Annotated in this window: 23 protein-coding genes and 1 pseudogene; 14 read left to right on the top strand and 10 right to left on the bottom strand. The window is 71.0% G+C overall.

All coding sequences use genetic code 11. The features are described 5' to 3' along the window. Positions 1–44 precede the first annotated feature (44 nt). Entirely contained in the window at positions 45–644 is a 600-nt protein-coding gene (locus AB0I15_RS12595; RefSeq protein ID WP_358093858.1) for a TetR/AcrR family transcriptional regulator, read from the top strand. Between the two features lie 65 nt (positions 645–709). Continuing rightward, positions 710–1675: a diiron oxygenase gene (locus AB0I15_RS12590; RefSeq protein WP_358093855.1), complete on the top strand. Its 966-nt coding sequence runs from the start codon at positions 710–712 to the stop codon at positions 1673–1675. Here the strand turns inward: AB0I15_RS12590 and AB0I15_RS12585 are convergent. Beyond that, positions 1672–2439, bottom strand: coding sequence for a methyltransferase domain-containing protein (locus AB0I15_RS12585; RefSeq protein WP_358093853.1), 768 nt, complete (start codon positions 2437–2439; stop codon positions 1672–1674). The two genes, AB0I15_RS12590 and AB0I15_RS12585, sit on opposite strands and share 4 nt — an antisense overlap. A 50-nt stretch (positions 2440–2489) precedes the next feature. Here AB0I15_RS12585 and AB0I15_RS12580 point away from each other — a divergent pair, with 50 nt between their 5' ends. Together AB0I15_RS12580 and AB0I15_RS12575 are read left to right on the top strand one after the other, a co-directional pair. Continuing rightward, positions 2490–3149, top strand: coding sequence for a copper resistance CopC family protein (locus tag AB0I15_RS12580; protein WP_358093850.1), 660 nt, complete (start codon positions 2490–2492; stop codon positions 3147–3149). Continuing rightward, a complete protein-coding gene (locus AB0I15_RS12575) occupies positions 3146–4177 on the top strand; it encodes a CopD family protein (protein WP_358093847.1) in 1032 nt (343 codons plus the stop codon). The genes AB0I15_RS12580 and AB0I15_RS12575 overlap by 4 nt, the downstream gene beginning before the upstream one ends. A 158-nt stretch (positions 4178–4335) precedes the next feature. Here AB0I15_RS12575 and AB0I15_RS12570 read toward each other — a convergent pair whose 3' ends face one another. Further along, entirely contained in the window at positions 4336–5523 is a 1188-nt protein-coding gene (locus tag AB0I15_RS12570; protein ID WP_358093844.1) for a hypothetical protein, read from the bottom strand. A 101-nt stretch (positions 5524–5624) separates the two neighbouring features. Between AB0I15_RS12570 and AB0I15_RS12565 the strand changes: the two genes are divergently transcribed. Further along, positions 5625–6137: a GNAT family N-acetyltransferase gene (locus AB0I15_RS12565; protein ID WP_358093842.1), complete on the top strand. Its 513-nt coding sequence runs from the start codon at positions 5625–5627 to the stop codon at positions 6135–6137. Here the strand turns inward: AB0I15_RS12565 and AB0I15_RS12560 are convergent. Further along, complete coding sequence (locus AB0I15_RS12560) at positions 6073–6897, bottom strand: class I SAM-dependent methyltransferase (RefSeq protein ID WP_358093839.1); 825 nt, start codon at positions 6895–6897, stop codon at positions 6073–6075. The genes AB0I15_RS12565 and AB0I15_RS12560 overlap by 65 nt on opposite strands. A 44-nt stretch (positions 6898–6941) precedes the next feature. Beyond that, positions 6942–8195 (bottom strand): cytochrome P450, encoded by a 1254-nt coding sequence (locus AB0I15_RS12555; RefSeq protein ID WP_358093836.1) that lies wholly within the window; start codon positions 8193–8195, stop codon positions 6942–6944. Positions 8196–8240: 45 nt separating this feature from the next. Between AB0I15_RS12555 and AB0I15_RS12550 the strand changes: the two genes are divergently transcribed. From AB0I15_RS12550 to AB0I15_RS12535, 4 genes are all read left to right on the top strand, one after another. Then, positions 8241–8648, top strand: a complete 408-nt coding sequence (locus tag AB0I15_RS12550; protein WP_358093833.1) for a PaaI family thioesterase — start codon at positions 8241–8243, stop codon at positions 8646–8648. Between the two features lie 95 nt (positions 8649–8743). Then, the gene (locus AB0I15_RS12545; protein ID WP_358093830.1) at positions 8744–11284 is read left to right on the top strand and encodes a CocE/NonD family hydrolase; all 2541 of its coding nucleotides are present in this window, start codon (positions 8744–8746) and stop codon (positions 11282–11284) included. Continuing rightward, positions 11281–12129, top strand: a complete 849-nt coding sequence (locus tag AB0I15_RS12540) for an ABC transporter permease subunit (RefSeq protein WP_358093826.1) — start codon at positions 11281–11283, stop codon at positions 12127–12129. Before AB0I15_RS12545 ends, AB0I15_RS12540 begins: the two co-directional genes overlap by 4 nt. Before the next feature lie 274 nt (positions 12130–12403). Beyond that, complete coding sequence (locus tag AB0I15_RS12535; RefSeq protein WP_358093823.1) at positions 12404–13540, top strand: helix-turn-helix domain-containing protein; 1137 nt, start codon at positions 12404–12406, stop codon at positions 13538–13540. A 101-nt stretch (positions 13541–13641) separates the two neighbouring features. Here the strand turns inward: AB0I15_RS12535 and glpK are convergent, their stop codons facing one another. Next, positions 13642–15159 (bottom strand): glycerol kinase GlpK, encoded by a 1518-nt coding sequence (gene glpK / locus AB0I15_RS12530; RefSeq protein WP_358093820.1) that lies wholly within the window; start codon positions 15157–15159, stop codon positions 13642–13644. Between the two features lie 10 nt (positions 15160–15169). Next, on the bottom strand, positions 15170–15976 hold the full coding sequence (locus AB0I15_RS12525) for an MIP/aquaporin family protein (protein WP_358093817.1): 807 nt from the start codon (positions 15974–15976) through the stop codon (positions 15170–15172). Between the two features lie 56 nt (positions 15977–16032). Here AB0I15_RS12525 and AB0I15_RS12520 point away from each other — a divergent pair. Then, a pseudogene (locus tag AB0I15_RS12520) lies at positions 16033–16218 on the top strand (hypothetical protein); the annotation flags it as partial. Here AB0I15_RS12520 and AB0I15_RS12515 read toward each other — a convergent pair. Then, on the bottom strand, positions 16149–16343 hold the full coding sequence (locus AB0I15_RS12515) for a hypothetical protein (protein WP_358094408.1): 195 nt from the start codon (positions 16341–16343) through the stop codon (positions 16149–16151). The pseudogene AB0I15_RS12520 and the gene AB0I15_RS12515 sit on opposite strands and share 70 nt — an antisense overlap. Here AB0I15_RS12515 and AB0I15_RS12510 point away from each other — a divergent pair. Next, on the top strand, positions 16290–16577 hold the full coding sequence (locus AB0I15_RS12510; protein WP_358094390.1) for a glycerol-3-phosphate dehydrogenase C-terminal domain-containing protein: 288 nt from the start codon (positions 16290–16292) through the stop codon (positions 16575–16577). The two genes, AB0I15_RS12515 and AB0I15_RS12510, sit on opposite strands and share 54 nt — an antisense overlap. Positions 16578–16583: 6 nt before the next feature. On the opposite strand, the gene AB0I15_RS12505 is transcribed toward AB0I15_RS12510, so the two are convergent. Further along, positions 16584–16976 (bottom strand): GNAT family N-acetyltransferase, encoded by a 393-nt coding sequence (locus AB0I15_RS12505; RefSeq protein WP_358093814.1) that lies wholly within the window; start codon positions 16974–16976, stop codon positions 16584–16586. A 285-nt stretch (positions 16977–17261) separates the two neighbouring features. Between AB0I15_RS12505 and AB0I15_RS12500 the strand changes: the two genes are divergently transcribed. Continuing rightward, complete coding sequence (locus AB0I15_RS12500; RefSeq protein ID WP_358093811.1) at positions 17262–19382, top strand: tetratricopeptide repeat protein; 2121 nt, start codon at positions 17262–17264, stop codon at positions 19380–19382. Between the two features lie 9 nt (positions 19383–19391). Here AB0I15_RS12500 and AB0I15_RS12495 read toward each other — a convergent pair whose 3' ends face one another. Further along, complete coding sequence (locus tag AB0I15_RS12495; RefSeq protein WP_358093808.1) at positions 19392–20258, bottom strand: hypothetical protein; 867 nt, start codon at positions 20256–20258, stop codon at positions 19392–19394. Positions 20259–20466: 208 nt separating this feature from the next. After that, the gene (locus AB0I15_RS12490) at positions 20467–20859 is read right to left on the bottom strand and encodes an ankyrin repeat domain-containing protein (RefSeq protein WP_358093805.1); all 393 of its coding nucleotides are present in this window, start codon (positions 20857–20859) and stop codon (positions 20467–20469) included. Positions 20860–20952: 93 nt separating this feature from the next. On the opposite strand from AB0I15_RS12490, the gene AB0I15_RS12485 reads away from it, so the two are divergent. Together AB0I15_RS12485 and AB0I15_RS12480 are read left to right on the top strand one after the other, a co-directional pair. Then, complete coding sequence (locus tag AB0I15_RS12485; RefSeq protein WP_358093802.1) at positions 20953–21852, top strand: PAC2 family protein; 900 nt, start codon at positions 20953–20955, stop codon at positions 21850–21852. A 277-nt stretch (positions 21853–22129) separates the two neighbouring features. After that, a complete protein-coding gene (locus AB0I15_RS12480) occupies positions 22130–23170 on the top strand; it encodes a Gfo/Idh/MocA family oxidoreductase (RefSeq protein WP_358093799.1) in 1041 nt (346 codons plus the stop codon). Positions 23171–23172: the final 2 nt, after the last annotated feature.

The raw sequence follows: 23172 nt of genomic DNA, 5'->3' as shown, positions 1-23172 counted from the left end.
TTTGTCCTACAAATAACAATGATCAGAAGTTAGAGTTACTCGCTGTGACAACAGGTTTCAGCCGATTACGGCGCGAGGATTTACTGAAGACGGCTTGCGAGGTGATCGCGGAGCGGGGGTTCGGGCACACCAGGACCGTGGACATCGCCCGGGCCGCGGGTGTCAGCCAGGCGCTGCTCTTCTACCACTTCGAGACCAAGGAGCGACTGTTCGCCCAGGCCTTCGGCCATGCGGTCCGCCTGCACCTCAACGCGCTCGACGACGTCGAGCGGTCCTCGGGCACACCGGTCGAGCGCCTGCGCACGCTGCTGCGGCTGTGCTCTCCCGCGATCCCCAACGAGGGGTGGCGGCTGTGGATCGACGCCTGGTCCGAGGCGATGCGCAGCCCGGAGCTCGAGGAGATGTCACGCCGGATCGACTCCCGGGGCCGCATGCTGATGCGCTCGATCATCGAGGCGGGCGTGGCCTCCGGTGAGTTCGCGTGCCCCGACCCCGACGACACGAGCTGGCGGCTCTTCGCGCTGATCGACGGCCTGGCCGTGCAGACGCACACCCATCCCAAGGTGCTCTCGCGGCGCCGGGTGAACGCGCTGGTCCGCGTGGCGGCGGCGAACGAACTGGGGGTGGACGCGGAAAAGCTGTGATCCTCACCTTCCCAGCGCTATTGGATTCTCCGTACAATTACTGGGCGAGGAGAGGAGTGCAGGCGATGACATCCGCACCGAGCTCTACCGCCGCCAGGGAACGCGACGAGCAGGTCGCGAGCAGGAGCGCGTACGAAACGGTCATCCACCGCCTCTCGAAGGCGTCGGTGGACAAGCACTGGGAGCCCTACCGGGACATACCGTGGGACGATCCGGAGTTCCTGGTGGACCCGGCCGATCCACGCTGGGAGTTGCCCGAGTTCGACCGCCTGGGCGGCCACCCGTGGTACCGGAGCCGCTCGCCCGAGGTGCGCGCCCGCATCGGCCTGTGGCGGGTGGCCACGGCCATGAAGATCGGGCTGCAGTTCGAGAACCTGCTCAAGCGCGGGCTGCTCAACTACGCCTACCGGCTGCCGAACGGGGCCCCCGAGTTCCGGTACGTCTACCACGAGACCATCGAAGAGGGACATCACGGGATGATGTTCCAGGAGTTCGTCAACCGCACGAAGCTCCCCGTCCGCGGCATGCCGGGACCGCTCTCGGTGATCGCCCAGGTCGCGCCGTGGATCCCGCTGATCTCCACCGAGCTGTTCTTCATCTTCGTGCTGGGCGGCGAGGACCCCATCGACCACGTGCAGCGCAAGGTGCTCAAGGACGGCCGGCGGCACCATCCGCTGGAAGAGACGATCATGCGCATCCACATCGCGGAGGAGGCCAGGCACATCTCCTTCGCCCGGCACTACCTGCGCAACCGGGTGCCGCGGATGCCCGCCTACCGGCGGCTGCTGCTGGGCGTCGCCTCGCCGATCATCCTCGGGGTGATGGCCCGCATCATGCTCGCGCCGCCGGGGGCGATGATCCGGCGGTTCAAGATCCCCAAAACGGTCGTGACCGAGGTCTATCTGCGCAACCCGGACGCCCTGCGGGACATCCGCGACTCGGTCGGCAAGACACGGGAGCTGTGCGCCGAGATCGGGCTGATCAATTCGCTCACCCGCCGGATCTGGCAGGTCATGGGCATCTGGGCCTAGCGTGAGCCCGGCCGCCGGGCGATCACGACGTCGGTCACCGTCACCAGCTCCCACGTGCCCGCCGGGTTGAGCGCGAGCAGCGCCTTCCTGGCCTCCTCGGTGAAGGCCGCGAGCCGGTCGCCGAGGCGGGCGGGGGCGGTGTAAGAGTAGGAGAGCTGCAGGCCGATCACGGCGTCGAGGTCGTACGTCAGGCGCTGCTCGTAGAGCGCCGAGTCGAGGTCGCCGAACGGCGAGGCGGCCAGCACCTCCTGATGGTGCTCGCCGGAGGCCTGGAAGGAGCTGGCGGCGTGGAAGGTGTTCACGCCGAACGCGTCGCGCACCCGTCGCATGACCGGCTCCCAGGGCTCCTCCACGGGGTCGCGGGTGGGGCCGATGAGCGCGACGACGCCGTGCGGCGGCAGCAGCTCGTCCAGCTCCGCCAGCACCGCCCGGCGGTCCATCCAATGGAACGAGCGGCCCATGACGACGTGGTCGAACGGCGGCAGCCCGCGCAGCGTCGTGGAGTCGCCGCGCAGCCAGCGGATGTTCGGCACCCTGGCGGCCAGCCGCCGGCCCTCGGCCAGCATCTCCTCGTCGGGATCGACGGCGAGCACCTCGCCCACGCGCCCGGCCAGCGGGATGGACACGGTCCCGGGGCCGCAGCCGAGGTCGAGCACCGTGCTGTCGCCGCCGAACGTCATCGCCAGGTGCTCGATGGCCGGATCGCCGTGGCCGGCCCGGTATTTCGCGTAGTAGGGGGCCGCGCCGCCGAACAGGTCTTCCATGGATGGGACCATATACAGGTTCGAGACTGTCCGATGGAAGGTTCTGATCTGTGCGGCGGCTACTCACGACCCTGCTGCTCGCCTTGGTCGCGACGGGGATGTCCTGGTCCCCGGCTCAGGCGCACAACGTGCTGGTCGGCAGCGACCCGAAGGACGGGGCCACGCTGACGGCCGCGCCCGAACGGGTGACGCTGGTCTTCGACCAGGCGGTGCGCCAGGGCTACGCGCAGGTGGGCCTGACGGGAGCCGACGGGTCCTCCTGGGCCGACGGGAGCGCCGTCGTGGCGGCCGAGCGGGTGTCGGTGAAGGTCAAGCCGCTGCCCGCCGGCGGGCCGTACACAGTGGGCTACCGGATCCTGTCGGCCGACGGGCACCCGGTCACCGGCAAGATCACCTTCACGCTGGCGGCGAATGGCGCCGCCGCGCCCACGGGCGGGACCACGGGCGGGACCGCCACCGGCTCGGACGCTCTGAGCGCCGAAGCCGCCGAGGCGGCCGCCAACGGCGGGGCCGGGATGGCCGTGGTGTGGATCGTCGGGGCGCTGCTCGTCCTGGCCGCCGGCACCGCCGTCGCCCTGCGCCGCCCCTCCCCCGCGCCACGCACGAGCACAGGCACGAGCACGAGTACGGGCACGGGTGCGGAGTCCGAGGGTGAGGCGGCTCGGGATGCCGAGGCCGGGACGTCCGCCGTCGAGGGGACGCGTTCGTGACGGTCGCCGCTCCTCCCCTGCCCCGGCAGCGCGTCGGCGGGCGGCTCATCGCCGGCGCGTTCGGCGTGTGCGCGGTCGTCGCGGCCGTGGCGGCCAGTTCGTTCACCGCCCAGGACTCCGTCCCGGGCATCCCCATGCCCGGCCCCGTGGTCTCCGTCGGGCTGCCGATCGTGCGCGTGCTGCTCGACGTGGCCGCCGTCGCCGTGGTCGGGCTGAGCCTGCTGCCCAAGCTGCTCGGGTTCAGGGCCCCCGAACGCACCGAGCCGATCCTGCTGCGGGTGCGCCCGCTGGTGGTGCTCGCCGCCTGGGCGTGGGCGATCTGCGCCCTGCTCACGATCGTGTTCCAGACCGCCGAGCTCAACCCCGGCGTCATGCCGACGTTCGGGATGATCGCCGGCTACGTCGGGAGCGTCGGCACCGGGCAGGGCCTGCTGTTCAGCGCGGCGTGCGCGCTGGCGGCGGCCGGGATCGGGCTGATGGCGGTGCGGTTCGGCGAGAAGGTGCCGGCCGAGCTGCGGGTGATCGTGGCGCTGTTCGGGCTGCTGCCGATCCCGGTCACCGGGCACGCGGTGAACTCGGTCTGGCACGACCCCATCATGATCTCGATGGAGATCCACGTCATGGGCGCGGCGGCATGGGCGGGCGGGCTGGCGGCCACGGCCGCGTTCGTCGCGCCGCACCGCGACCTGCTGGCCCAGGTGCTGCCGAAGTTCTCCCGCATGGCCACGGTGTGCCTGTTCCTGGTGGCCCTGTCGGGGCTGATCACCGGGCTGGGCACGATGGCCCTCACCCCCGGCGTGACGCTGCCGGAGGCGATCGTGACCAGCGACTACGGGCGGCTGGTCGTGGTCAAGACCGTGCTGGTGGCGCTGCTGGTGCCGCTGGCCGCGCACATCCGCTTCCGCCTGCTGCCCGCCGTCCGCCGCCGCGAGACCACCGCCCTGGTCGGCTGGGCGGCGGCGGAGGTGGGGGTGATGGGGCTGGCGTACGGCGTGGCGGTGGCGATCACCCGCGCCTCGATCGCCTGAGGCGTCACACGACCGGACACCTCGGGCGATCCTCCACAGCCGAACGCCCGAGATCCGCAACGGGCGATCCTCCACAAGCGAGCACCCCAGGTCCGCAACGGGCACTTCTCCGCAGTCGAGCGCCCGAGATCCGCCACGGGCGCTCCCTTGGGCGGTCTCTAGGTCGTGACGGGGGCGACCACGGGGCGTGGTGGGGTTTCGACCGGCTGGGTGTTGCGCCGGCCCGCGAGCCACTCGATCGCCAGCCAGACCCCCATCAGCCCGAGCCCGGCCCACACGGCCGACGACGTGACCAGCGGGGGCGCGCCCAGCAACCCCTCCTGGCCCTTGAGGGCGCCGTACACGGGGCCCATGATCGCGTTCTGGGCCGCCAGCGCGCCGTACGCGGCCGCCGTCACCCCGGCCGCCCCCAGCACGGCCCGCGCGGCGGGCATGCGCACCAGGAACGCCACGTCCACCAGCAGCCCGGCCACCACCAGGAAGAACGGCACCGCCGACGGCGGGAACCCGGTGAAGGTGAGCAGCGGCCAGGCCACGGTCCTGAAGAGCACGTAGCCGGCGGCCACGAGGGTGGCCGCGCCGAACCTGCCGATCAGCAGCCGGGCCACGACCAGCACCGACAGCCCGGCGACCACGGCGTAGACGGGGTAGAGGTAGTCGGGCACGGGCAGCGTGAACCCGGCCATCATGGTCCGGTCGATGGGCCGCCCCATCTGGTCGGCGGCGAACTCCAGCAGGATCTGCTCGGCGTAGGTGGCCTTGTTGTCCCAGGCGCCGAGCGACAGGATGCCGTATTCCTGGTGCTGCTCGGGGAAGTGCACGTTCTCCAGGAAGAACGCGAAGAACGCGCCCAGCACGACGGCTCGTTCCCGGCCGGGCGGCGCGCCCATGACCCAGCCCCGGAGCACGCCCGCGATCATGAAGAACGTTCCAAGGTAGAGCATGATGTGCGAGGGGCTCCACGAGGTGATGTCGAGCCCGTTCACACGGTGGTTGATCAGGTCGAGCGGCACCGCGACGAGGAAGATCCCGGTGCCCCACTGGATCAGCCTGAGCGCGGCCTTGTCGACGCCGTAGCCGGTGTAGCCGTGGATCACGGTCAGGGCGAGGGCGAGCGCCGTGCCGGCGGAGTTGAGCAGGTGCGGCGGGGCCAGGTCGTCGCGCAGCCACTTGAAGTGCCACGAGACGTCCCAGGCCGAACCGAGCACCTTGAGCGTGAACGCCACCAGCCAGCCGTAGTAGAGCACCCTGAACAGGTCGTGCGGCGTTTCCCGCCCCGCCTCCCCCCGGGTCCAGTACGGCAGGGCCCAGGCGGCGGCCTTCTTGAACGATGCTGGAGACTTCACGGGAGTGAATCTTACGGTCCTCGGTGGCGCCGCTCCGCGATGGCCCGTTCGACCGTTGCGCGATCTCCCCACGGACGGCGCTCACTGGGACAATTCCCGTCATGTCTTTCGATATCCGGACCGGGCTCCCCAAGGATGCGGCGGCGATCGAGGCGGTGCGGATAGCCACCTGGCGCGTCGCCTACCGCGACGTCATGCCGCCCTCGCTCCTCGACGGGCTGGAGGTGCTCCCCGAGATGGTGCGGGCCCGTTCGGAGGCCCTCGCGGACGGCGGCGCCTCGGCCGTCGTGGCCGAGCGCGACGGCCGCGTCCGCGGCTTCGCCCTGTACGGCCCCAGCCGCGACGACGACATCCCCGGCATGGAGGTGTACGCCCTCTACGTGCTGCCGGAGGAGTTCTCGACCGGCATGGGACACGCGCTGATGCGGGCGGCCCGGTCGCGCATGGAGGCGGCGGGCTGCGCGGAGGCCGGGCTGTGGGTGCTGGCCGGCAACGCCCGCGCCCGGCGCTTCTACGAGCGGTACGGCTTCACGCCGTCCGGCCGGACGGTCACGCGGGGCGATCCGCCGCTGAAGGAGGTGCACTACCGGCTGCCGCTCGCAGCGAGTACATGAGCGGGATGCGGGGCGCGCCCTCCGGCGTCCGGTAGTCCTTGCCGCTCCCCACCAGGGTGCCGAAACGGGGAAAGAGCGTGTGGTCGTGCTCGCGCAGGAACTCGATCCGCAGCCCGGCCGCCGCCACCGCGCTCACGACCTCGCCCAGGGGGTGCCGGAACTGCACGGAGGTCTGGTGGTCGAGGACCTCGGAGCCCGTGTAGGTGTACGGGTAGTCGTAGACGTGCGGGCCGCGCTCGAAGTAGTCGTTGGTGACGGCGCGGCCCGTCTCGTCGTCGAGGACGTCGGTGAACGGATGGAACTCCGCGAGGTAGAGGAACCCGCCCGGCCTGAGCAGAGCGGCGACCGTCTCGGCCCAGCGGGTGAGGTCGGGCAGCCAGACCAGCGCTCCGATGCCCGTGTAGACGATGTCGTAGGTCTCGCCGAGCGCCTCGGCCGCGTCGTAGACGTCGGCGGTGACGAACCTGGCCGGGATGCCGCACTCGGCCGCGATCCTCGTGGCCTGCTCGATCGCGGCGTCGGAGAGGTCGAGGCCGGTCACCTCGGCGCCCAGCCTGGCCCAGGCGAGCGTGTCGAGGCCGAAATGGCACTGCAGGTGCGCCAGCCGGCGGCCGGACACCTCGCCCACCTCCTCGATCTCGAACGGCCGCAGCGGGCTCCCGCCCGCCTTGAACCCCTCGACGTCGTAGAAGTCGCTGCCGACGTGGATCGGGACGCGTGCGTTCCAGTTGGCCCGGTTGACCTGCAGATAGTCGTCCATGGCCGGGAGCGTAGGCGATCACCGGGCGCGGGCGCACCGGCTTTTCAGCGGCGGCGCAGGCGTACCGGCAGGTGTTTGAGCCCGTTCTGGAAGTTGGACGTGAGCCGCCGCGGCGGGCCCGCGAGCTCGACGTCCCAGGCGAGCAGTTCGGTGAACACCGAGCGGAACTGGGCGCGGGCCAGGTGGGCGCCGAGGCAGAAATGCGGGCCGAAGCCGAAGCTGACGTGCTCGCCCGCAGGGCGGGCGATGTCGAAGCGGTCGGGGTCGGGGAAGACGGCCGGGTCGCGGTTGGCGGAGGCGTGGTAGACGACCACCTTGTCGCCGGCCCTGATCGGCTGCCCGGCGAGGGTGAGGTCGCGGGTGGCCGTGCGGCGGAAGTGCATGACCGGGGGCCAGAAGCGCAGCATCTCCTCGATCGCCCGGTCCAGCAGCGAGGGGTCGGCGCGCAGGCGGGCCAGCTCGGCGGGATGCTGGAGGAGGGTCAGCAGGCCGCCGGGGATGCCGTTGCGCAGCGTCTCGTTCCCGGCGACGGCGAACAGGAAGAACATGTTCTCGAACTCCGCCCCGGTCAGGCCGCCCTTCCGCATGGCCGACATGACCGACTCCCCGTCCAGGGGGCGCTCGGCCAGGGCGTGCGCGTAGGCGAACATGTCGGCCAGCGCCGCCCTGGAGCGCGGGTTGACGCCGGGCGCGAGTTCGGGCCTGGCGGCGACCGCCAGGCGGCCCATGGGAGTGAGGGACGCGACGTCGGCCGTGGACAGCTCCGCGTAGTCGGCGTCCTGGTAGCCGATCACCCGCGACGCCCAGTCGTACAGCAGCCCCTTGTCCCGCGCGGGCACGCCCATGACGTGGGCCAGCGTCCACACGGGCAGGTCGGCGGCCACCTCCACGAAGTCGCACTCCCCCTCGGCGAACAGCGCCGCCGCCCGCGCGGCGATCGTGCGTTCGAGCGCGCGCACGACGCGCGGGGTGAAGGCCGCGGCCACGATCCTGCGCAGCCTGGAATGGCCGGGCGGGTCCATGTTGAGCATCTGGACCTGGACGAACGCGAGATCGGCCGGAGTGTCGGGATCGCGGATCTGGGTGGCGCCGAGATGGGAGGAGAAGTCCTCCGGGGTACGCAGGACGTGCTTGACGTCGGCGTGCCGGAACACCGCCCAGTAGCCGGGCCCCGCCCGCCACGGCCCGGCCGCGGGCTCGGGGATCCAGCACACCGGCGACTCCCGTCGCAGCTCGGCGAACAGCTCGTACGGCACGGCCGTCTCGTACGTGGACGGGGTGAAGATCTCGACCGCCATCGCGCAACCTCCCGGTGTCCGAGGTCCAGCGTGCATGATGGGCCCGTGACTCCCCAAGAGGCAGAGGCGATCCTCCAGGAATACTTCGCCCCCTGGATCAAGCGGCTCGGGTTGCGCGTGGAGGAGGTCGGCGAACGTCACGCCCTCGTACGGCTGCCGTGGTCCGGCGAACTGGCCAGGGAGGGCGGCGGCCTGTGCGGTCAGGCGATGATGGCGGCCGCCGACACGGCCACGGTGATCGCCATCTCCTCGGCGCGCGGCGGGTTCGTGCCGATGACCACGGTGCAGCAGAGCACGACGTTCCAGCGGCCGGTGGCGGGCAAGGACGTGCTCATCGACGTGCGCGTCACGAAGCTGGGCCGCACGCTGGCCTTCTCCGAGATCACGCTCAGGGCCGAGGGCGGCGACGACACGGTGGCCCACGCGACGACGGTCTACGCCATCCAGGGCTGATCAGCGGTTGATCCAGCGGCTGATCAGGACGATCGCGACCATGAGCAAGATCATCGTCTCAGGGATCTCTCAGGTGCGGTAAGTAGGCTGCGCGCATGAAGCGTGTGGCCGCCCTGGTGGTGGCGCTCGCCCTCATCGGGGTGACCACCTGGCTTGTGTGGCCGTCCGATCCCGAGGTGCGAGGCCAGGATCAGAGGATCAATGTCGTCGACGGACCAGCCGACGACCAACGGGTAGAGCTCGATGCGACGTTCTTCCCGCCGCCCGACGGTGGGAGAGCGCCTGTCGTCCTGCTCGCCCACGGTTTCGGCGGCAGCAAGCAGAGCATGCGGGCGCAGGCGATCACCCTCGCCCAGCAGGGCTACGCCGTCCTGACCTGGTCGGCGCGCGGTTTCGGCCGCTCGACCGGGCAGATCGCGCTCAACTCCCCCGACTACGAGGTCAAGGACGTCAAGCAGCTCATCGACTGGCTGGCCAAGCGTCCCGAGGTCCAGCTCGACGCCGCGAACGACCCCCGCGTGGGCATCGCGGGCGGCTCGTACGGCGGCGCCATCGCCCTGATGACGGCCGCCCACGACCAGCGCGTCGACGCGATCGTGCCCCAGATCACCTGGTCCGACCTGTCCGACGCGCTCTTCCCCAACGCCGCCGCGAGCGGCGCCCCGGGCACGAGCGGCGTGTTCAAGCGCATGTGGGCCGGCATCTTCTTCGGCCAGGGCGTCTCGCTGGACACGGCGTCGCTGCTGTCCGGCGGGCAGCGGGACGGCGCCCAGCCGCTGACACCCGAGCAGGCGCGGTGCGGCAGGTTCCTGCCCGCGATCTGCGACATCTACCAGCGGGTCGCCACCGACGGCAAGGCCACCCAGGAGGCCGTGGACCTGCTGCGCAAGTCCAGCCCGATCACCGTGGCCGGCCGGATCAAGGCGCCGACCCTGCTCATCCAGGGCCAGCGCGACTCGCTGTTCCCGCTGAGCCACGCCGACGCCAACGCCAAGGCCATCGCCGCCGCCGGCACGCCGGTCAGCCTGGCCTGGTTCGACGGCGGGCACGACGGCGGCAACGGCGAGGCCGAATGGCTCACCGAGCAGTCCTCCGCCTGGTTCGCCCGATACCTCAAGGGCGACGAGTCGGCCCAGCCGGTCAGCGCGTTCACGGTGACGCGCGACGGCGGCCGCGACCCGGGCACCCGCCAGCGCATCCGCCTGCACCCGGAGGCCGCCTCCTACCCGGGGCTGGCCGGCACCGACACGACCACCGTCGAGCTGACCGGCGCCGCCCAGAACGTCGTCAACCCGCCCGGCGGCGCGCCCGCCTCGGTGTCCACCGTGCCCGGCATCGGCGGCCTGCTGGCCGGCCAGGGCGGCGCCGGGTTCTCGCTCGACATGCCGGGACAGAGCGCCACGTTCGAGTCCCGGCCGCTGACCGCTTCGCTCCAACTCACCGGCAGCCCGTCCGTCAAGGTCAGGGTGTCGGGCAAGGGCGAGGCGACGCTGTTCGCGAAGCTGTACGACGTGGCCGACAGCGTCCAGCCGCCGGCCCTGCCCGCCGGGCTCGTCTCGCCGGTCCGGGTGACGATTCCCGAGGGCGCGACCAGCGCGGAGGCCACGATCACGCTCCCGGCCGTCGACTACCGCTTCGCGGCGGGGCACCGGCTCCGGCTGGTCGTGACCACGACCGACATGGGGTTCGCGACGCCCGCCGAACCGGCCACGTACCAGGTCTCGCTGGTCTCTCCCGCGCTGGCGGTCCCCACGGTCCGCACGCTGGCCGCTCCGCCCGCCGGGGTGGCGTGGTGGGTGTGGGCGATGCCGCTGGCCGCCATCGTGGTCGCCGGCGTCCTGATCGCGACGGGCCGCCCGCGCCGCGCCGGACCGGCCGCCGGTGAACCGGCGGGCGAGGAGGTGCCGCTGGAGATCAGCGGGCTGACGAAGGCGTACCGGAACGGGGAGCTCGCCGTGAACGACCTGTCGTTCCGGGTCGAGCGGGGCCAGGTGCTGGGCCTGCTCGGGCCGAACGGCGCCGGCAAGACGACCACCATGCGGATGATGATGGGCCTCATCCAGCCGGACGGCGGCGAGGTCCGCATCTTCGGCGACCGGGTGACCCCGGGCGCGCCCGCGCTGTCCCGGCTCGGGTCGTTCGTCGAGGGGCCGGGCTTCCTGCCGCACCTGTCCGGGCTCGACAACATCGAGCTCTACTGGGCCGCCACCGGCCGGCCCAAGGCCGACGCGCGCTTCGAGGAGGCGCTGGAGATCGCGGGCCTGGGCAAGGCCCTGGACCGGGCCGTGCGCACGTACTCGCAGGGCATGCGGCAGCGGCTGGCCATCGCGCAGGCCATGCTGGGGCTGCCGGACCTGCTCGTGCTCGACGAGCCCACGAACGGGCTCGACCCGCCCCAGATCCGGGAGATGCGCGAGGTGCTCAAGCGCTACGCGCGCGACGGCCGTACCGTGATCGTCTCCAGTCACATGCTGGCCGAGGTGGAGCAGACCTGCAGCCACGTGGTGGTCATGCACCGCGGGCGCCTGGTCTCCAGCGGGCCGGTGTCGTCGCTGCTCAGCTCGGCCGCCCTCGGCAACGGGCACGGGCCGCGCCTGGAAGACGTGTTCCTCGACCTCATCGGAGACAAGGCATGACCGCCGCGCCGGGCTACGCGCCGCACCGTACGCTGCCGCTGCGCGTGGAGATCGTCAGGCAGTTCAAGCGGCGGCGGACGCTGGTGATGTTCGGGCTGCTGCTGGCGCTGCCGTGGATCCTCGTGATCGCGTTCCAGTTCGGGCCGCAGTCGAACCAGCAGGGCCAGTCGTCGCTGCGCATCTCGGACCTGGCCATGGAGAGCGGCCTGAACTTCGCCGCGTTCGCGTTGTCCGTCTCGGCCAGCTTCCTGCTGGTGGTGGCGGTCGCGCTGTTCTGCGGCGACACCGTGGCCAGCGAGGCGAACTGGTCGTCGCTGCGCTACCTGCTGGCCGCGCCGGTCCCCCGGGATCGGCTGCTGCGGCAGAAGCTGATCGTGGCGCTGGGCTACTCGGCGGCGGCGGTGGTCTGCCTGCCGCTGATGGCGCTGCTGGCGGGCACGCTGGCGTTCGGCTGGGACGACATCCAGGTGCCCGGCACGGGCGAGACGATCCCGGCGCTGGACGTGCTGCCACGTTTCGGCATCGTGATCGCGTACGCCCTGGTCAGCCAGCTCGTGGTGGCCGCCCTGGCCTTCCTGATCTCCACCATGACCGACTCCCCGCTGGGCGCGGTGGGCGGGGCGGTCGGCCTGTGGATCGTGTGCACGATTCTGCAGGCCGTCGAGGCCCTCGGGGTGCTGCGCGAGTTCCTGCCCACGTTCTGGAACAACGCCTGGCTCGACGCCCTGGCGCCCGAACTGGACTGGAGCGGCATGGCCAAGGGCGCCTCGGTGTCGATCACGTACGCGGCCCTGCTCATCGCCCTGGCCTTCCGGCGCTTCCGCCGCAAGGACGTGGTGAGTTGACGCACCCGCCTCTTCGGCCACCCGAACCCGTGGCGCACCGCGGCCCGCGGCGCGCTAGCGTCCGCAGTGCGCGACGCACGGGTTCGTCCGGACGGGGACCGGATTTCCACCCGAGTTGTTGATCCAGAGTCAAGTTTCGCGCGAATAGGCGGATGCGTGTGAAGTGACGGGGAACGAACTTCAGTCGTTTCTGGGGGAATCAGGCATGGGGGACTTCTTTGGCACGCTCAAACGCCGGATCGACGACAACGCTCGGAGGGTTGTCGCGGCGTGTGTGAACGAAATACCGGACTATCAGGTCATCGCCTCCGAGGCGAAGACGTCGATGCTCGAACTCGCGGTGATCATACGACGCCGCACGATCGAACTCACGGAGGCGGATGAGCCGTTACTCGAGTCGGAGCTCGTCTTCATCGAATCCGCCGGCGAGGAGCGGGCCGCCCAGGGCGTGTCGGTGGTGGCCTACCGGCACGCCCTGGCCCTGCACGCGGGCGCCACGCTCCGCGAGATGTCGGAGGCGGGCGGCCCGTGCGACGTCGACGACACCATGCTCATGCTCGACTGGCTCGACCGGTACGGCGTGACGGCGGCGCAGGCCCACACCCGCGGCTACTTCAAGGGCCAGGAGCCGCTCCTGCCCCTCGTGGCCCGGGTCCGCAGGCTCGCCGGCATGCTGCTCGACGACGACGACATGGCGGGCCCGCTGGCCGCCAGCGTCGGGATGCCGCTGGCCGAGCACTACATGGTGACCGTGATACGGGTCGCCGACCGCAACCCGCGGATGCCGAGGGGACGCCGGGAGGAGATCACGCAGGCGCTGCTCGAGCGGTACCGGATGCCGCTGCTCTGGTGTGATCCGGACGAGGTCGTGGTGCTGGTCCCGTGCTCGGGAGCCGACGCGCGCAGCGCAGCGGCGGCGGAGGAGACGGGGCTGGAGCTGGGCCGCGACCTGGCCGAGGCGCTCGGCAGGCCCTGCTCGGTCGGCATGGCGAAGGGCCGGGCGTCCGCGCTGGCGCCGGCCGCCTCGCTCGCCCGGCGGGTCAGCCGGGTGGCACCGGTCGAGAAGATGCCGCTGCGGCCGTACAGTGCGGCGGACATGTTCCCCGAGTTGGGGGCCGCGCAGACGCCGCAGGTGGACGAGTGGCTCAAGGAGGTGGCGTTACGACTGTCCGGCGGGCCCGAACTCGTGACCACGCTGGACGCCTACTACCGCAACGACATGAACCGTCTGCGCACGGCGACCTCGCTGCACATCCATCCCCGCACCCTCGACTACCGCCTGCGCCGCGTGCAGGAGCTGGTCGGGATCGAGCCCGGCACCACGCGGGGCGTGCGGGTGCTGAGCACGGCGGTCGCGCGGATGCTCGCCGACGCCTGGAACGATCCAAGCAGGAGCGGGAACGGATATTGAGAGCCGGTCCGGGTGCGGCGCTGCGGACGCACCCGGACCTCCTCTCACGGCCTCATGTCGTAGACCCCGACGGACCGGGGGGCGCTGTCTCCGGGTCGGTCTCAGTCGGTCTCGCCCCAGTCGAACGCCTTGCTCACGGCCTTCTTCCAGCCGGCGTAGCCCTTCTCCCGCTGCTCCTCGCTCGCCGTCGGCAGCCAGCGGCGGTCCTCGGCCCAGTGGGCCCGCAGCTCCTCGGTGTCACTCCAGAAGCCGACCGCCAGCCCGGCGGCGTACGCGGCGCCGAGCGCGGTGGTCTCGGCCACGACCGGGCGGCTGACCGGCACGCCGAGGATGTCGGACTGGAGCTGCATGCACAGGTCGTTCGCCGTGACCCCGCCGTCCACCTTCAGCACGTCGAGCACCACCCCGGAGTCCTGCTGCATGGCCTCGACGACATCGCGGCTCTGGTAGCAGATGGCCTCGAGCGTGGCCCTGGCCAGGTGGGCGTCGGTGTTGTAGCGCGAAAGCCCGACGATGGCGCCGCGGGCGTCGGCCCGCCAGTAGGGGGCGAACAGGCCGGAGAACGCCGGCACGAAGTACATGCCGCCCGAGTCGCGCACCTGCCGGGCCAGGGTCTCGCTCTGGGCGGCGGAGGTGATGACGTGGAGCTGGTCGCGCAGCCACTGCACCGCCGAGCCGGTCACCGCGATCGAGCCCTCCAGCGCGTACACCGCGGGGCTGTCGCCGAACTTGTAGGCCACGGTGGTGAGCAGGCCGCTCTCGGAGCGGACGCGGTCGGTGCCGGTGTTGAGCAGCAGGAAGTTGCCGGTGCCGTAGGTGTTCTTGGCCTCGCCGGGCGCGAAGCAGACCTGGCCGACGGTGGCGGCCTGCTGGTCGCCCAGGGCCGCGGCGATCGGCACCTCGCCGCCGAAGGGCCCGGAGCGGAGCGTGGTCCCGTAGCGGTCCGGGTCGGCGGACGGCAGGATCTCGGGCAGCATCGCGCGCGGGATGCCGAAGAAGGACAGCAGTTCGTCGTCCCACTCCAGGGTGTCCAGGTCCATCAGCATGGTGCGGCTGGCGTTGGTCACGTCGGTGATGTGCGCGCCGCCGTTGACGCCGCCGGTGAGGTTCCACAGGGTCCAGGTGTCGGTGGTGCCGAAGACGGCCTCGCCGCGCTCGGCCGCCTCGCGGACGCCGTCGACGTTCTCGAGGATCCACTGGATCTTGCCGCCGGAGAAGTACGCCTCGGGCCGCAGCCCGGTCCTGTCGCGGATGACCTGGCCGCGGCCGTCGCGCTCCAGCGCGGCGGCGATCCGGTCGGTCCGCGTGTCCTGCCACACGATCGCGTTGTAGTAGGGCCGCCCGGTGCGCGGGTTCCACACGACCGTGGTCTCCCGCTGGTTGGTGACGCCCAGCGCGGCCAGGTCGCCGTCGTGCAGCCCCGTGCGCTGGATCGTGCTCTGGATGACGGCGGCGGTCCTGGTCCAGATCTCGATCGGGTTGTGCTCCACCCAGCCGGCCCTGGGCAGGATCTGCTCGTGTTCGAGCTGGTATTTGGCGACCTCGGCGCCCTCGTGATCGAAGATCATGAAGCGGGTGCTCGTGGTGCCCTGGTCGACGGCGCCGACGAAGTCAGGCATGGCGTTCTCCTCAGTCAGACGGCTTCACGGTGTCGCGGTCCTCGCCCTGCGGCAGGAAACGGGCGATCATCACCTGGTAGAGACCGGCGCCGATGAACGCGCCCACCAGTGGGCCGACGATGGGGACCCAGAAGTAGAGGGAGCCGTACTGGTCGCGCCAGGCGCCGCCGTAGCCGGTGAGGAAGCTGGCCAGGCGCGGGCCGAAGTCGCGGGCGGGGTTGATCGCGTAGCCGGCGGCGCTGCCGAAGGACATGCCGATCGCGACGACGAGCAGGCCGATGACGAACGGCCCGAGGTTCGCGCTGGGCGCCATGTTGGCGGTGTCGGACAGGGCGAAGACGACGAACAGCAGGATGGCGGTGCCGATGATCTGGTCGCGCAGCGCGCCCCACGTACCGATCGGCAGGGTGCCGTTGCCGGGCAGGGTCGAGAAGACGCCCTGGGTCTTGATCGTGTGCCCGGGGTCGGCCATGGCCAGGATCTCGGTGTAGTTCCAGCGCACGATGAGCGCCCCGACGAAGGCTCCGGCGACCTGCGCGATCACGTACGGCATCACCTTGTGCCAGGGGAAGCCGCGGAAGACGGCGAAGCCGAGCGTGACGGCCGGGTTGAGGTGCGCGCCCGTGGTCCGGCCCGCCACGTAGACGCCGAGCGCCACCCCGATGCCCCACGCCCAGGCGATGCTGTCGTGGTCGCCGAGGCCCGCCGCCACCACCTGCGCGACCACGCCCGCGCCGAACAGGATGAGCACCATCGTCCCCGCGAACTCGGCGACCATCTCGCCCGCCAGGCTCTTCCTGGCGACCTGTTCCGCCACCGCACACCTCCCCCGCCGGTATCCGTGAGCGTTGTGTGCATTCCCCCTCCAAGGGAATGCATACGGTTTGTGCTCGAAATGTTGCGGAAAGTGAGCGATGCGCCATGGGCCTGACCGGCAGACTCGACGCCCGGACCCGCCAGGAGACGCTCGACCGGCTCTGCGAGCAGACCTATGACGTGCTGGTCGTCGGCGGGGGTGTGACGGGCGCGGGCGCCGCGCTGGACGCCGCCTCGCGCGGGCTCCGGGTGGCGCTCGTGGAGAGCCGGGACCTGGCGTCGGGCACGTCGAGGATCCCTCGCTCGGCGAGCCGCTGGCCGAGCCGGGCCCGTGGCTCAAGGCCGAGGTCTGCTACGCCGTCACCCACGAGGGCGCCCTGCACGCCGAGGACATCGTCGCCCGCCGGACCCGGATGCTCATCGAGTCCGGTGAGCTGGCCTACAAGGCGGCGCCGCTGATCGCCGGGCTCATGGCCGACGTGCTCGGCTGGGACGAGGACCGGGTGCAGCGGGAGATCTCCCGCTGCCGGAACCTGGTGGAGGCCGAGCGCACCGCGCTCGCCCAGGCCAGGACGTCGCGCCCCGACCTGGCCACCGCCTGAGGCACGTCAGATCGTGCGGGCGAACGTGACCAGGCTGGTGCCGGGGCCGTTGTAGCCGGGCACGGGGTCGCTCGCCGTGAAGCCCATGCGGCGGTGGAAGGCGATGGAGGTCGCGTTGACCGGCGCGGTGACGGCCTTGACGACGTGGCGGCCGTCGTCGCGGGCCAGGTCGAAGAAGCGCTCGTAGAGCGTGCGGCCCAGGCCGCTCGTCCTGGCGTCGGGGCAGACGCCGACGAAGTGGATGTACGCCTCATCGGGCAGCGACGGCGACAGCAGGCCGACCAGGAAGCCGGCCAGCCCGTCAGGACCCTCGGCGACCAGGCTCGTACGGTGGAAGTGGTCGAGGAAGAGCCTGGGCAGGACGGGCAGGATCGGCCGGCCCCACCAGTCGTCGGCCACGGCGGCGATGGCGTCGTAGTCACCGGGAGTGGCGGCGCGCAGGTCGTAGGCGATGACGGTCAGCCCCAGTGCGGAGGCTTGTTGTCGAGGAGGAAGGAGTCGGGGTCGCTCTCCCGCCAGTCGCCCCAGCCCAGGTCGGTGTCGTCCGCCGTCTGCTCAGGTAGAAAATCATCCACGTCGGACATGCTACCCGGACGTACAAACCAGTACCCGGCGTGTCCGCAGGTCCAAGGACACCCGGGAGGCACGGCGGTACGATGCGAGGGCAGGTGTCGCCTACCCCCCGTGAGGCTGCTCATGGCCACCCCGACAGGCTGGCGGCGTGAAGGCAATCTGCCGGCGGAGCTCACCAGCTTCGTCGGCCGGACCCGTCTCCTCGCCAACCTCAAACGACACCTCAGCGAGTCACGCCTGGTGACCGTCACCGGCATCGGCGGCGTCGGGAAGTCCCGCACGGTGCTGCGGCTGGCCCATCAGGTGCGCTCGCAATATCCCGACGGCGTCTGGTTCGCCGACCTGGCCCGGCTGCAGGACGCGGGCATGGTCAAGCACACCATCGCCTCCGCGCTCGGCATCGCCGACCAGTCCTCGCGGGCGGAGTCGGAGTCGCTGTCGGAGTGGGTGGGCGAGCGCGACATGCTGCTCATCATCGACACCTGCGAGCATCTCGTGCAGGGCTGCGCCGAGCTGGTCCACGAGCTGCTCGAGGCCGCGCCCAACCTGAAGGTGCTGGCCACCAGCCGCCAGTCGCTGCACCTGCCCTACGAGCACGTGATCCCCGTGCCGCCGCTGCAGGTGCCCGGCGACGACCCGGCCGAGAGCCTGTTCACCAACGAGTCCGTGCAACTGTTCGCGGCCAGGGCCGGGGCCAGCGTGCCCGACTTCGTGCTCGACGAGGAGAACATCGGCGCCGTCGCCGAGCTGTGCCGCCGGCTCGACGGCATCCCCCTCGCCATCGAGCTGGCCGCGGTGCGGCTGCGGGCCCTGTCGGTGGAGCAGATCCTCGGGCTGCTGGCCGATCGGTTCAGCCTGCTGGCCGGCGCCAGCCGTACGGCGCTGCCCCGGCACCAGACGCTGCGCGCGGCCATCGGCTGGAGCCACGAGCTGTGCGAGCCCGCCGAGCGGCTGCTGTGGGCGCGGCTGTCGGTGTTCGCGGACGACTTCGAGCTCGACGCGGCCCGGTTCGTCTGCTCCGACGGGAGGCTGCCCTCGGAGGACATCACCGACCTGGTGACCGGGCTGGTCGAGAAGTCGATCCTGCTGATCAGGAGCAACCACGCCGGCGTGCGCTACAAGCTGATCGACACCCTGGCCGAATACGGCGAGGAGTGGCTCGACAAGCTGGGCCAGGCCGACCAGATGCGCCAGCGGCACCTGGAGTACTACCTGAGCCTGGCCCAGCGCAGCGAGGACGCCTGGTCGGGGCCGCGGCAGATCTACTGGTTCATCCGCATGCGGCAGGAGCACGACAACGTCCGGGTCGCGCTGGAGCACGCGCTCAAGACGCCGGGCAAGTCGGTGCTGGCGCTGACGCTGCTCTCGTCGTTGTGGTTCATGTGGGTGTGCTGCGGGTTCGTCCGCGAGGGGCGCCTCTACCTGGAGCGGGCGCTGGAGGCCAACCCCGGCGTCAGCAAGGAACGGTGCAAGGCGCTGTGGGTGCTGTCCTACGTGAAGAGCGCCCAGGGCGACAGCACCGGCGCCCAGGCCGCGGCGGAGAACTGCAGCACCGAGGCCGTCCGGGTCGGCGACTCCAGGGCGGTGATCCTGGGCTCCAAGATGCAGGGCACGGCGGCGCTGCTCCAGGGCGACCTGCAGAAGGCCAGCGCGCTGCTGGGCGTGGCGATCGAGTTCAACACCGACAACAAGGAGCTCAACCCCGGCCTGCTGCCCGCCATCGTGGAGCTGTCGCTGGTGCTGTCGGCGCAGGGCGAGCTCTATGAGGCGGAGTCGCTGCTGCAGGACTGCCTGCAGGTGTGCAGGGAGCGCGGCGAGCTGTGGGTCAGCTCCTACGCGCAGTGGGCGATGTCGGACACCAAGCTGATGACGGGCCGGCATCAGGAGGCGCTGGAGAGCGCCAGGGAGGGGCTGCGGATCAAGCGGCACTTCCACGACACGCTCGGCACCCTGCTGGTGCTGGAGACATTGGCGCGGATCTTCGTCGCCAAGGACCAGCTCGAGCTGGCCGCCAAGCTGCTCGGGGCGCTGCAGCAGAACTGGCGGACGGCCGGGCTGCCGCAGATGGGGGCGCCGTTCCTGACCGAGGGCCACAACGCCTGCATCAACGACTGCCGGCGGCGGATGGGCGACCTGGCCTACAAGAACGCGTTCGAGGAGGGCGCCCGGTTCGATCTGGACGAGGCGTCCACGCTCGCGCTCGAGGACATGGACGCCCCGCCTGAGAGCTGACGTCAGGGCTCAGCCGGCCTGCGGCCAGCGGGTGTCGTCGGGCCAGGCGTGCACGTAGCGTGCGCTGCCGAGGGAGAACTCGATGTGGCCCCGCACCCAGTGCTCGAGGCCGCGGACATATTTGCGGACGGGCAGCGGGGCCCACTGGTCGAGGGCCGCGCGCCGGTCGATGAAGGCCGCGATGGCGTCGTTGTGCATCTGTGCGACCTCGCGCAACGCGTTCTGCAGCGTGAGGGACTTGTGCGTGGCCAGGACCGTGACCAGATTGTGCCTGGCCTTGTCGTTGCCGCGCTCCTTGGCGTATGAGAGCAGGTCGTTGTCCCAGCCGATGAGGTCGCAGGCCAGGTCCGACAGCGCGCGCACGTCGGGGTGGTGCCACTCCTCGGCCTCGAGCCGATAGCCGCCACCGGCGTCGATGAGGGCGAAGCAGGTGTACGTGGCCCCGGTGATGCGGCGCATCAGCACGTAGTCCTCGGGGGTCGGGATGAGGTCGACCTCGCGGTTGGCCGCCTCCCAGATCTGGGCGAACAGGTACTCCTTCACGGTGATCCGCCAGCGGTCGACCTGTGCGGGGGTGGCGGTCCTGGAGATCCGGCGCAGGAGTTCGTTGAGCGCGAGCCCGAACGCGTCGCGGGCCTCGGGCTCCCTGCGGTCGTCGAGGATCTCGAGCAGGGGAGGCAGGGCGCGGGCCAGTGCGGAGGCCCGGTGCCCCATGAGCTCGCCCTCGCAGAACGCGTCGTCGAAGGCGAAGAGCCAGTTGTACCAGTCATTGATCAGCCGGAGGCTGTCACGCGGCACGGTGGGATTGGTCCGTGCGGCGAGCAGGCCGATCTTCGAGCGCCGGAAGTGCTCGATGGTTTCGGCCCCGTTGAGCATGTTTGAGGCGGCCAGCCATGCGTGGCTCTCCGCGTCGACCTCCGAGGCATGAACGTTGATCTCATTCGGAAACGGACATGGCAGCGGAGGGATGTGGAGCGGTCGCCTACTGAAGGAGTGCGCAGAAGTAGCCACGTCACCAGCATGACGATGGACTGTTCGAAAGGCCACACTCGGCAACTTCGAGGCCTTTAATGCTTATTTCATACTATGAATCTCTTTGCGTGAACCATTGGATAAACTGGTCATTCGCGAACATTCGCGCCGTCTCCATCGCCGACGGCCGACCGGCGTCCGGGTCGGCGCCACCATCCAGCAACGCCCTGACCACGGCAGACTCCTTCTTGAACACCGCGCCCGCGAGCGGCGTCTGCCCACGGTCGTTGGCCCGGTCGGGATCGGCGCCGCATGTTACAAGCATGCGTACGGTCTCGGCGTGACCGTAATAAGCCGCCAGCATCAGCAAAGTGTCACCTTTGCCGTTGGTCAGGTCGGCCGAAACCCCGGCCTCCACGTAGGCCCGCAAGGTCTCCGTGTCGCCGGCCCTGGCCAGGTCGAACAGCTTCGTGGCGAACTCTTCCAGCTCCGGGTCCGCGTCCATGCACCCATTGTGCCTCGATAGGGTGCCGTGCACGGAATCGTTCCGACACGCCGTAGGTTCTGGAGAGAGTACCTAGGGAAAGGCTGTCCAACCGTGTTCGACCCGAAGGATCTCTACGAGCTCGCAGACGACGCGCCCGAGCTGCCCGATCCGGTGTTGCTGTACCACTTCGACGGCTTCGTCGACGCGGGCGGCGCCGGACGCCTCGCACTGGGCCACCTGCTGGCCGAGCTGGAGCACCGGGTCGTGGCGACGTTCGACGTGGACCGGCTGCTCGACTACCGGTCGCGGCGCCCCATCATGACGTTCGACACCGACCGGTGGGTGGAGTGCGAAAGCCCCGAGCTGGCCGTGCATGTCGCCAAGGACTCGACGGGGACGCAGTTCCTGCTGATGAGCGGCCCCGAGCCCGACCGGGAGTGGGAGTTGTTCACCAAGGCCGTGGCGGCGCTGGTGGACCGGCTGAAGGTGAGCAAGCTCGTGACGTTGCACGGGATCCCGATGGCGGTCCCGCACACGCGGCCGCTCGGCATCACGATGCACGCCAGCCGGCCCGAGCTGATCAATGCCCAGACCAGCTCGTTCGGACGAGTGCAGGTGCCCGGCAGCGTGGCGGCCATGATCGAGCTGCGGCTCGGCGCGCAGGGCCACGACGCGCTGGGCTACGCGGTGCACGTGCCGCACTACCTGTCGCAGGCCGAATACCCGACCGCCGCAGTGACGGGCCTGGAGGCGGTGACGAGGGGGACGGGCCTGGTCTTCCCGATGGACGCGCTGCGCGACGCGGCCCGCCGTACGACGACGGAGATCGAGGAGCAGATCCAGGCCTCCAGCGAGCTGTCCACCGCGATCAGCGGGCTGGAACAGCAGTACGACGCCTTCGCGGGCGGGGCGGAGCGCGAGAACCTGATGGCCGAGACCACCCCGATGCCCACGGGCGACGAACTGGCCGCCCAGTTCGAACGCTTCCTCGCCGAACGCGACGACGAATGACCGGCCACGCACCACCGCCCGCCGACCCACCCCGCTAACGCGCGGCCCCGCTAACGTGCCGGCTCCGAAACGCGCGGCTCCGCTGACGCGCGGCCCTCGAAACGTGCGGCTCTGAGAAATCCGGGCTCCCCTCCCCTACGGCTCCGCCCACTCTGAGCCCTCCGCCGCACTCCGGCGGAGGGCCTTCCAGGGGCACGCCCGCTGACCCTTCAGTGGCGCGCCGCCGTTACGGAGCGCCCTGTGGGCCCGCTCCGTGGCCAACCGTTAACCTGGGCCGATGAGTGACATCCGGGTCGGGCTGGTCGGTTACGGCACCGCGGGCCAGTACTTTCACGCCCCGCTGATCCACGCCACCCCCGGCCTGACCCTGTCCGCCGTCGTGACCCGCAACCCCGACCGCCAGGCCGAGGTCGCGGGCAGATACGGCGCGGCCGGGCTGGGCGACGTCCAGGAGTTGTGGGACCGGTGCGACCTCGTCGTGGTCGCCTCGCCCAACAAGACGCACGTGGCCACGGCCGCCGCCGCGCTCACCGCGGGCCTGCCCGTGGTCGTCGACAAGCCGCTGGCCAGGACCGCCGAGGAGGGCCGGGAGCTGGTGCGCCTGGCCAAGGAGCGCGGGCTCATGCTCACCGTGTTCCAGAACCGGCGCTGGGACGGCGACTACCGCACCGTGCGGCGGCTGGTCGGCGAGGGGCAACTGGGTGAGGTGCTGCGCTTCGAGTCGCGATTCGAGCGGTGGCGGCCGGTGCCCAAGGGCGGCTGGCGCGAGACCGGGGGCGCGGAGGAGGTCGGCGGCCTGCTCTACGACCTGGGCAGCCACCTGGTCGACCAGGCTCTCCACCTGCTGGGTCCGGCGCGCGAGGTCTACTGCGAGAGTGACGTCAGACGTGACGGGGTGGCCTCCGACGACGACACGTTCGTCGCCCTGACCCACGCGGGCGGGGCGCGCTCGCACCTGTGGGTCAGCTCGGTGGCCGCCCGGCTCGGGCCCAGGTTCCGGGTGCTGGGGTCGTCCGCGGCGTTCGTGAAGCACGGGATGGACGTGCAGGAGGAGCGGCTGCGGACGGGGATGCCGCCCGACGCGCCGGGGTTCGGCGACGACGAGGAGAGCCGCTACGGGCTCCTGGGCACGGACGACGAGCAGCGGTTCGTGCGCACCGAGCCGGGGACGTACCTGGAGTTCTACCGGGGCGTGGCGGCGGCGCTGCGCGAGGGCGCACCGCCGCCGGTGGATCCGGAGAGCGCGGTCGAGACGCTGGCCGTCATCGAGGCGGCCCGGCTGTCGGCGACCCAGCGGATCGTCGTGCACATCGGCTGACC

This window comes from Nonomuraea sp. NPDC050643, assembly GCF_040654715.1.
Lineage (GTDB): Bacteria > Actinomycetota > Actinomycetes > Streptosporangiales > Streptosporangiaceae > Nonomuraea.
Note: the sequence above shows the minus strand (reverse complement) of the source record. Positions and strands in the feature narration are given on the sequence as shown.

Bases quoted from the DNA above. Each gene is read 5' to 3' on its own strand.
- AB0I15_RS12590 (WP_358093855.1), top strand. From the start codon at position 710: ATGACATCCGCACCGAGCTCTACCGCCGCCAGGGAACGCGACGAGCAG.
- AB0I15_RS12585 (WP_358093853.1), bottom strand. From the start codon at position 2,439: ATGGAAGACCTGTTCGGCGGCGCGGCCCCCTACTACGCGAAATACCGG.
- AB0I15_RS12565 (WP_358093842.1), top strand. From the start codon at position 5,625: ATGTCTTTCGATATCCGGACCGGGCTCCCCAAGGATGCGGCGGCGATC.
- AB0I15_RS12560 (WP_358093839.1), bottom strand. From the start codon at position 6,897: ATGGACGACTATCTGCAGGTCAACCGGGCCAACTGGAACGCACGCGTC.
- AB0I15_RS12555 (WP_358093836.1), bottom strand. From the start codon at position 8,195: ATGGCGGTCGAGATCTTCACCCCGTCCACGTACGAGACGGCCGTGCCG.
- AB0I15_RS12545 (WP_358093830.1), top strand. From the start codon at position 8,744: ATGAAGCGTGTGGCCGCCCTGGTGGTGGCGCTCGCCCTCATCGGGGTG.
- AB0I15_RS12540 (WP_358093826.1), top strand. From the start codon at position 11,281: ATGACCGCCGCGCCGGGCTACGCGCCGCACCGTACGCTGCCGCTGCGC.
- glpK (WP_358093820.1), bottom strand. From the start codon at position 15,159: ATGCCTGACTTCGTCGGCGCCGTCGACCAGGGCACCACGAGCACCCGC.
- AB0I15_RS12495 (WP_358093808.1), bottom strand. From the start codon at position 20,258: ATGCTCAACGGGGCCGAAACCATCGAGCACTTCCGGCGCTCGAAGATC.
- AB0I15_RS12490 (WP_358093805.1), bottom strand. From the start codon at position 20,859: ATGGACGCGGACCCGGAGCTGGAAGAGTTCGCCACGAAGCTGTTCGAC.
- AB0I15_RS12480 (WP_358093799.1), top strand. From the start codon at position 22,130: ATGAGTGACATCCGGGTCGGGCTGGTCGGTTACGGCACCGCGGGCCAG.